Origin of the sequence: Bathymodiolus azoricus thioautotrophic gill symbiont (genome assembly GCF_001298715.1) — a bacterium.
Lineage (GTDB): Bacteria > Pseudomonadota > Gammaproteobacteria > PS1 > Pseudothioglobaceae > Thiodubiliella.
In genome coordinates this window covers 1-7,915 of sequence record NZ_CDSC02000309.1, presented here as the reverse complement: position 1 = coordinate 7,915, position 7,915 = coordinate 1, and the positions used below count along the sequence as shown (strand labels likewise).

General features: G+C 38.2%; 9 protein-coding genes. 6 read left to right on the top strand and 3 right to left on the bottom strand.

What is annotated here, in order from left to right:
* Positions 1-887 (top strand): pyridoxal-phosphate-dependent aminotransferase family protein (locus BAZSYMA_RS06000; protein WP_090716679.1); only part of this gene is annotated, 887 nt, incomplete at its 5' end.
* Between the two features lie 83 nt (positions 888-970).
* Here the strand turns inward: BAZSYMA_RS06000 and BAZSYMA_RS05995 are convergent.
* Positions 971-1,204, bottom strand: coding sequence for a YfhL family 4Fe-4S dicluster ferredoxin (locus BAZSYMA_RS05995; RefSeq protein ID WP_010645784.1), 234 nt, complete (start codon positions 1,202-1,204; stop codon positions 971-973).
* Positions 1,205-1,293: 89 nt separating this feature from the next.
* Between BAZSYMA_RS05995 and BAZSYMA_RS10550 the strand changes: the two genes are divergently transcribed.
* From BAZSYMA_RS10550 to BAZSYMA_RS05975, 4 genes are read left to right on the top strand one after another with little or no spacing between them, the layout of a single operon-like run.
* Entirely contained in the window at positions 1,294-2,229 is a 936-nt protein-coding gene (locus BAZSYMA_RS10550; RefSeq protein WP_090716677.1) for a peptidylprolyl isomerase, read from the top strand.
* Between the two features lies 1 nt (position 2,230).
* Complete coding sequence (gene mraY / locus BAZSYMA_RS05985; RefSeq protein WP_090716675.1) at positions 2,231-3,316, top strand: phospho-N-acetylmuramoyl-pentapeptide-transferase; 1,086 nt, start codon at positions 2,231-2,233, stop codon at positions 3,314-3,316.
* On the top strand, positions 3,313-3,756 hold the full coding sequence (locus BAZSYMA_RS05980; protein ID WP_090716673.1) for a deoxycytidylate deaminase: 444 nt from the start codon (positions 3,313-3,315) through the stop codon (positions 3,754-3,756). Before mraY ends, BAZSYMA_RS05980 begins: the two co-directional genes overlap by 4 nt.
* Positions 3,756-5,327 (top strand): peptide chain release factor 3, encoded by a 1,572-nt coding sequence (locus tag BAZSYMA_RS05975; protein WP_195910128.1) that lies wholly within the window; start codon positions 3,756-3,758, stop codon positions 5,325-5,327. Before BAZSYMA_RS05980 ends, BAZSYMA_RS05975 begins: the two co-directional genes overlap by 1 nt.
* A gap of 51 nt (positions 5,328-5,378) precedes the next feature.
* Here the strand turns inward: BAZSYMA_RS05975 and BAZSYMA_RS05970 are convergent, their stop codons facing one another.
* Positions 5,379-5,570 carry a hypothetical protein gene (locus tag BAZSYMA_RS05970; protein ID WP_071565370.1) on the bottom strand — a complete coding sequence of 64 codons (192 nt, stop codon included), beginning with the start codon at positions 5,568-5,570 and terminating at the stop codon, positions 5,379-5,381.
* A gap of 189 nt (positions 5,571-5,759) precedes the next feature.
* Between BAZSYMA_RS05970 and msrA the strand changes: the two genes are divergently transcribed.
* Positions 5,760-7,061, top strand: coding sequence for a peptide-methionine (S)-S-oxide reductase MsrA (gene msrA / locus BAZSYMA_RS05965; RefSeq protein ID WP_090716671.1), 1,302 nt, complete (start codon positions 5,760-5,762; stop codon positions 7,059-7,061).
* A 17-nt stretch (positions 7,062-7,078) separates the two neighbouring features.
* Here msrA and BAZSYMA_RS05960 read toward each other — a convergent pair whose 3' ends face one another.
* Positions 7,079-7,675 (bottom strand): YceI family protein, encoded by a 597-nt coding sequence (locus BAZSYMA_RS05960; protein WP_090716668.1) that lies wholly within the window; start codon positions 7,673-7,675, stop codon positions 7,079-7,081.
* Positions 7,676-7,915: the final 240 nt, after the last annotated feature.

The following is a 7,915-nucleotide window of genomic DNA, read 5'->3' as shown; positions in this document are numbered from 1 at the left end:
CCAACTTAGTTGAACCAGGCGATAAGGTTGTGGTTTGTATTAATGGTGTATTTGGTATGCGCATGAAAGAGAACATCACGCGTCTTGGTGGTGAGGCTGTTGTGGTAGAAGATGATTGGGGCGCAGCTGTTTCTTTGGATAAAGTTGAGCAGACTTTAAAAGACAATCCTGATGCTAAAATTTTGGCTTTTGTGCACGCAGAAACTTCAACAGGTGCACGCTCAGATGCAAAAGCACTATGTAAGATTGCACACGATAACGACTGCATTACTATTGTTGATGCAGTAACTTCATTAGGTGGCTGCGAATTGCGTGTTGATGAATGGGAGATTGATGCGATTTATTCAGGTACGCAAAAATGTTTATCAGCGATGCCAGGTATCTCACCAGTAAGTTTTAACGAGCGTGCTTTAACTAAAGTAAAAAACCGTAAAACACCAGTGACTTCTTGGTTCTTAGATTTAAACTTAGTGATGGGTTATTGGGGTGATGGGGCTAAGCGTACTTACCATCACACTGCACCTGTCAATACTTTATATGGCTTGCACGAATCATTGGTTATGATTTTAGAAGAAGGTTTGGAAAACTCATGGGTACGCCACCAAAAAAACCATGAGCTATTAAGAGATGGCTTGGAAGCAATGGGTATTAATTTCTTAGTTAATGAAGCAGAGCGCTTGCCACAATTAAACTCTGTTTTTATCCCGGAAGGTGCTGACGATGCAAAAGTGCGCTCTACCCTACTCAATGACTACAACCTAGAAATTGGCGCTGGTCTTGGTGCATACGCAGGCAAAGTTTGGCGTATTGGCTTAATGGGGCACTCCTCCAGAAAAGAGAATATCACATTATGCCTAGCTGCACTTAAAGAGATTTTAGATAAATAAGTTACCATCCTTAAAATCCAAAAAGGCGACCCATTGGTCGCCTTTTTTAGGTTTTAAATTTAAAGAAAATATAAAGCAAAGAATTATTTTAACTTAGCTAATAACTCTTCTTCTGTCTCAACATTATCAGGATCAGACAGGCAGCAATCTACTGGACAGACTTCTGCACATTGTGGCTCATCAAAATGTCCAACACATTCGGTGCATTTATCAGGGTCAATTTCATAGATTTCATCGCCCATATAAATCGCTTCATTTGGGCATTCTGGCTCACAAACATCACAGTTAATGCATTCATCGGTAATCAATAATGACATAATATTCTCTACTAAATTTTTAAAATTATGAGGTGTATTTTACTGTGATTTTAGGTATCATACCCACTTTTGTATCGAGTCTTAATCTTATGAAAACTTTAATTGTACTTTTTACTCTTTTTCTATCTCTTCAATCTCAAGCCAAATTAGCAGAAGGTTTGTATGCTAATTTACATACTAATCAAGGGGATATTGTCGTTCAACTTGCTTATAAAAAAGCGCCGTTGACGGTGATTAATTTTGTCGGTTTGGCAGAAGGCACAAAACGCTCAAATATCCAAACTGGCAAACCATTTTATAATGGCTTGAAATTCCACCGAGTAATTGATAATTTTATGATTCAAGGTGGCGACCCTAAAGGCAATGGCGCAGGGGGTCCAGGTTATCGATTTGCGGATGAATTTAGTAATTTAAAGCATGATAAAGCTGGTATTTTATCAATGGCAAATTCTGGACCAGACACTAATGGCTCACAATTCTTCATCACTCACAATGCTACGCCTGGGCTAGACGGAAAACATGCTGTCTTTGGCCATGTGGTAAAAGGCATGAGTGTGGTTAATCGCATTAAAAAAGGAGACTTCATTCGAAAATTGACTATTATTCGAGTGGGTGATGAGGCTAAAAAATTCCAAACCGATGAAGTGGCGTTTCAAGTAGAAAATAAAAAACATGCGATTAAAAAAAATGAAAAATTTGTTAAAAGCAACTATCCAAATGCAAAAGCCACAGACGGCGGATATTTTGTACAAATCACTCAAAAAGGAACCGGTGCAAAATCAAGTAAAGGCGATATGGTCAATGTTAAAATATCATCTGAGTTAGATGGCGGAAAGAAAACAGGTAAAACTGATGAAATAATAACTTTTGCCTTGGGTGAAAATGCTATGGCTAAAATCATTGATCAAACAGTATTAGGAATGAAAGTTGGTGAAAAACGTACGATTATTACCAACAATATTGTAGGTATATCGAAAATCTCGCTTCTCATTATAAACTTGGAGCTTCTATCTATCAATCAATAGAATGTTCCTAGAGTTCATTAATTTTCTTACTCAATTTGATTCGGGTTTTAATGTTTTACAATATTTAACACTTCGTGCAATTTTAGCGATGCTAATGTCTCTATTTACTGTGCTGGCTTTGGGTCGCTTATTTATCAATCGCTTACAACAATACCAAGTTGCTCAAATCATTCGCCATAACGGTCCAGAATCACATCTGTCTAAAGCAGGCACGCCCACCATGGGCGGTGTTCTGATTTTATTGTCTTTTATTGGTAGCGTGTTGGTATGGGGCAATTTACACAATGTTTATCTTTGGATTGTGGTGGTGGTGGCATTGGTTTTTGGAGGGATTGGCTTTGTTGATGATTATTTAAAAATTAGCAAAAAATCTGCCCATGGTCTAAGTTCCAAACAAAAATATTGGGCGCAATCGTTCAGTGCAATTGCAATTGCGATATGGATAATAAGCAATACTGAGCAGGCAATTTCCACTGATTTGTTAATCCCTTTCTTTAAAGATTTGACTGTGCCGTTGGGTGCTATCGGCTTGGTCGTATTGTCTTATTTTGTGATTGTTGGCAGTTCTAATGCGGTCAACCTCACTGATGGCTTGGATGGTTTGGCAATTATGCCAACTATTTTAATTGCAGGTGCTTTGGCGATTTTTGCTTATATTGGCAGTAATTATCATTTTTCTGAATATCTCAATATGCCTTTTATGCCAATTGCCAGCGAGATGGTGGTGGTTTGTGCTGCTTTAGTCGGTGCAGGATTGGGTTTTTTATGGTTTAATACTTACCCTGCTGAGGTTTTTATGGGCGATGTTGGATCATTGGCATTGGGTGCGGTTTTGGCAGTCATCGCAATTATCGTTCGTCAAGAAATCTTACTGTTTATTATGGGGGGTGTTTTTGTTGCTGAAACACTCTCTGTTATCATTCAAGTTGCTTGGTATAAACGTACTAAAACGCGTATTTTTCTAATGGCGCCACTTCATCATCACTTTGAGAAACAAGGTATGTCAGAACCAAAAATCATCGTTCGTTTTTGGGTGGTGACTTTAATCTTGGTGTTAATCGCCCTAGCCTCTATCAAAATCCGATGAGCGCTCTAGGCAAATGGGATGAGCGCTATTTAGCGCTCGCTAAAGAAGTCTCTACTTGGTCAAAAGACCCCTCAACTCAAGTCGGTGCAGTCACGGTTGGTAGTAAAAAAGAAGTGCTTTCTCAGGGCTTTAATGGCTTTCCACGCAATATTAATGACACTGATGAGCGCTACAACAATAAAGAAACCAAATACAAATTCGTAGTACACGCTGAGATGAATGCGATTTACAATGCTACTTATTCTGGCACCTCGCTTGATGGCGCTACACTTTATGTTTACGGTTTACCGATTTGCTCAGAATGCGCCAAAGGCATTATTCAAGTCGGTATTAAAAAAGTAGTAGTGGAAAAATCTAAAGAACTTGACAACTGGAATGCCAGCGTCAAACTCTCAAAAGCAATGTTTGATGAAGCTGGCGTTGAACTGGTCATTAAATAATGATATCTGAAGTTGCCAAGCGTCGCACTTTTGCGATTATCTCTCACCCTGATGCCGGCAAAACCACCGTTACTGAAAAACTGCTTTTATATGCAGGTGCCATTAAAACTGCAGGTAGCGTTAAAGCCAGAAAAGCAAGCACCCACGCCACTTCGGACTGGATGGAAATGGAAAAAGAACGCGGTATTTCCATCACTTCATCCATTATGCAGTTTGATTATAATAAACATGTTATCAACTTACTTGACACACCAGGACATGAAGATTTTTCCGAGGATACTTACCGTACATTAACAGCGGTAGACTCTGCACTGATGGTGATTGATGTTGCCAAAGGTGTAGAGATGCGCACGATTAAATTGATGGAAGTTTGTCGCCTGCGCGATACCCCAATTCTCACTTTTATCAACAAATTAGACCGTGAAGGTAAAGAGCCAATTGAATTAATGGACGAAGTTGAAACCGTACTCAATATTGAATGTGCACCTATCACTTGGCCAATTGGCATGGGCAAGCGCTTCAAAGGTGTGGTACATTTACTTGAAGATAAAGTCTATCTGTATGAGGCAGGTAAAAATTCTGAGATTGGGGAAAATATAGTGATTAACGGCGTTGCTAACCCTGAGCTTGATGTAATATTGGGCACTGAAGTTGCACTTGAAATGCGTGAAGAAGTTGAACTTATTCGTGAAACAACCACGCCATTTGACTTGGATGAGTTTCTAGCAGGCAAGCAAACCCCTGTATTTTTTGGTTCAGCCATTTCCAATTTTGGTATTCAGAATTTGCTTGATGGCTTTATTGAGTATGCACCAACGCCAAAAAATCGTGAGTCAGATACCCGAGAAGTCAAACCCGAGGAAAACAAACTCACGGGTTTTGTGTTTAAAATTCAAGCCAATATGGATCCGAAACATCATGATCGCCTTGCTTTTATGCGATTGGTAAGTGGACAATACAAGAAAGGCATGAAGGTTTTGCAAGTATCCACGGGCAAGCAAATCAAAATTGCCAATGCAGTTACCTTTATGTCGCGAGAACGCACCTCAGCAGAAGTGGCTTATGCTGGCGATGTAATTGGTATCCACAATCATGGGGGCATCAGTATCGGTGATACCTTTACCCAAGGGGAAAAACTCACTTTTCAGGGTATTCCAAACTTCGCCCCAGAATTATTTCGTCGTGCCGTCTTAAAAGACCCACTCAAAGCCAAAGCCTTGCAAAAGGGCTTGGACCAACTCTCAGAAGAAGGCGCAACTCAAGTATTTCGCCCAATAATCAACAATGCACAAATTCTCGGTGCCGTGGGTATTTTGCAATTTGATGTGGTTGCCCACCGCTTGAAATACGAATACGGGGTTGATTGTCAGTTTGAAACCATTAATATTGCCACAACACGCTGGATAACAGGTAGCAACAAAGACATTGAACAACTCAAAGCCAAAGCAGGCAACAATGTGGCAATTGACTCTGCTGGCGTTCTCACTTATCTAGCACCATCCACAGTTAATCTACAACTTACGATAGAGCGCCACCCAAACCTAGTTTTTTCCGCTACTCGTGAACATTAGCCAAAAAAAACGACCCGCTAAGATCGTTTTAAAAAATATATTCTACAGCCTTTAAACTGAACAGCTCATATCTTCACCACAACACATAGGTGATTTGATTTTGCCATGACCATTTGGACACTCTGATATTTGCACACTCGACCCATCTTCTAGTGCCAAATTTCCGTCTGTTAATGGTGCATCGCACTTTCCACAAGTTGCATTAACACTCATACCGCATTTTTTACATTCATAAGTTGGCATTATTTTCTCCTTTTATTTGATAAAATGTTATGTTAAAGTAAGTTTAACAACCAAGATTTTATACGATTTAACGAATGGTGATAGGGTTATTTAATTACAAAAAATAGGCGTTTTTCTTAAAAAATTGCAACTAATTTAAGACTAATGGCGTACGAATAAGATGGACTGAACAAAAAAAGGGAGAAACAAATGGTATTAGAAATTGTCTTTGCAGCAGGTTGTTTTTGGGGTGTGGAAAAGAATTTTGAACAAATATCTGGTGTGATTGAAGTAACTTCTGGTTATGCTGGCGGTAATTATGACAACCCAGACTATCACCAAGTGCTGGCAAATAAAGATAATAACACAGCATTTAATTTTCTAAATTTATTAAAAAAAATCTCTTGGAATGACGAAGAAGACGAAAATGATGAGCATAACAAAGAACCCAATAAAAACACCATCAATCATACTGAAGTCGTTAAAGTTATTTATGACACAAAACTGGTTTCTACCGAGTTTTTAATTAAAAACTTTTGGGAATTACACGACCCCACCCAAACCGATGGGCAGGGCAATGATAAGGGTAATAATTATCGCTCAGCCATTTACTGGACGAATGACGAGCAAAAACAAATCGCACTAAGCACTAAAGATGAATACCAAACGCTATTAAATAAAAAAGGCTTTGGAGAGATTGTGAGCGAATTAAAACCTTTAGATAAATTTTGGCAAGCAGAAGATTATCATCAAGACTATTTAGCTAAAAATCCAAATGGCTATTGCCCTAATCATAAAACGGGGGTAAAGTTTGCCAGCAAAGGAATGATCAAAGAAAAACTCAGCGGCACTTATAACGAACACCTCAAAGACCTTATTTTAGAGCCCTTAGGTGACAAGGAAATTATAGTCATTGAGTCCGATGCTTATTGTCCGTATTGTGTGGCTTTTAAGCAAAAAGTACTGGATAAATATAAGGGTAGTATCCCCGTTAGAAGCGTGTTTGCACACAATCTTAAAGGCTATACAATCAAAACGCCAACTTTTGCCACACCAACTATCTTATTTATTGAAAATGGCATAGAAAAAGCAGGTTTTCAGGGTTACCTATCACCACAAGAGTTTTACAAAATTTTAGGGAAATTCAAATTAGGAGACTCTAAAGCCTTTGATATTGCTTTTAACGAAGGGACCGAAGGTCGTTTTTGCAAACAATACGATATCTTCAAAAATACACCAGATGGTGTATTTGTTGACAAACTCTCAGGTGCACCCTTATTTGATACTAATGATCGTTTCAATTCTAAAAGTGGCTGGCTTAGCTTCACCAAAGCTATTGACAACAGTACGATAGAAAAACCAGACAATAGATTTGGCATGAGCCGCATTGAAGTTATATCAAAAAGCACTGGTATTCACTTAGGGCATGTATTTGAAGATGACCAAAATGGCACTCGCCGTTTCTGCATTAATGCTACTGTGCTAGATTTTGTTGCAGATTTAAAACAGTAATCTTGGTGATTTTTAGCTTACTGTTTATCTGCAAAACTTAATACAAAATTAACCGCTACTTCCTCAGAAAGACTCAAACCGCCCACTGTTTTTGACAAGGCAACTAAATTCTTAGCGGGGACGCCATAATCCTTAGCATTGATAATGATTGGCTTCATAGAGGTGATTAGTAACTTCTTTTTATAAACTTTCGCAATTAGTACCTCTAATTTTATCTCTTTGCTAACGCCATAAAACTCCAAAATAGCGGGTATTTCCATTCTCTTGTAATAGCGAATTGACTTGATTTTTTTCATATCAATTGTTGCCTTAATGGTCGCCTGAGGAAATTTTGCCACTTTAAAAAACAACGCTTTCAATCGTTGATCTCTTATCGGTATATTTGTATCTATGCTGCTTAGGTTAATGTTTATTTCTGCCTGCCCTGAGTTAGAAATTGACCCTGTTATGCCTTCAAAAACCGCAGGATCAACCACATATTGTTTTTTTATAGTGCTAAAATTGACTACCGAATTATTGCTGTCAACAATATATTTAGGCGCTGCAAAAGCACCATTTAGTGTGCTTAGTGATAGCAACAAAAATGCAGCCAGTGTTGTTTTTATTAAATTCATATTATTTCCTTAAAATTATTAACCCGATAGAGCAACATAACGATTGATTACTTTCATTCTCACAATTTTTTATTATACAATGAGACTTTTGCATAACTCATAATTCTCCACCCTAATTTCAATTTTTAGAGTTTTTTTAAAAATATTTTCAAAACTACCTGTATTTTTTCATAAAGTCCAAAAAAACGGTTCTTTCAAATCCTGAGTGGGTAACCCCATTAAAATAACACTCTACCACAC

Bases quoted from the DNA above. Each gene is read 5' to 3' on its own strand.
- BAZSYMA_RS05975 (WP_195910128.1), top strand. From the start codon at position 3,756: ATGATATCTGAAGTTGCCAAGCGTCGCACTTTTGCGATTATCTCTCAC.
- BAZSYMA_RS05960 (WP_090716668.1), bottom strand. From the start codon at position 7,675: ATGAATTTAATAAAAACAACACTGGCTGCATTTTTGTTGCTATCACTA.
- BAZSYMA_RS05980 (WP_090716673.1), top strand. From the start codon at position 3,313: ATGAGCGCTCTAGGCAAATGGGATGAGCGCTATTTAGCGCTCGCTAAA.
- msrA (WP_090716671.1), top strand. From the start codon at position 5,760: ATGGTATTAGAAATTGTCTTTGCAGCAGGTTGTTTTTGGGGTGTGGAA.
- BAZSYMA_RS05970 (WP_071565370.1), bottom strand. From the start codon at position 5,570: ATGCCAACTTATGAATGTAAAAAATGCGGTATGAGTGTTAATGCAACT.
- BAZSYMA_RS10550 (WP_090716677.1), top strand. From the start codon at position 1,294: ATGAAAACTTTAATTGTACTTTTTACTCTTTTTCTATCTCTTCAATCT.
- BAZSYMA_RS05995 (WP_010645784.1), bottom strand. From the start codon at position 1,204: ATGTCATTATTGATTACCGATGAATGCATTAACTGTGATGTTTGTGAG.
- mraY (WP_090716675.1), top strand. From the start codon at position 2,231: ATGTTCCTAGAGTTCATTAATTTTCTTACTCAATTTGATTCGGGTTTT.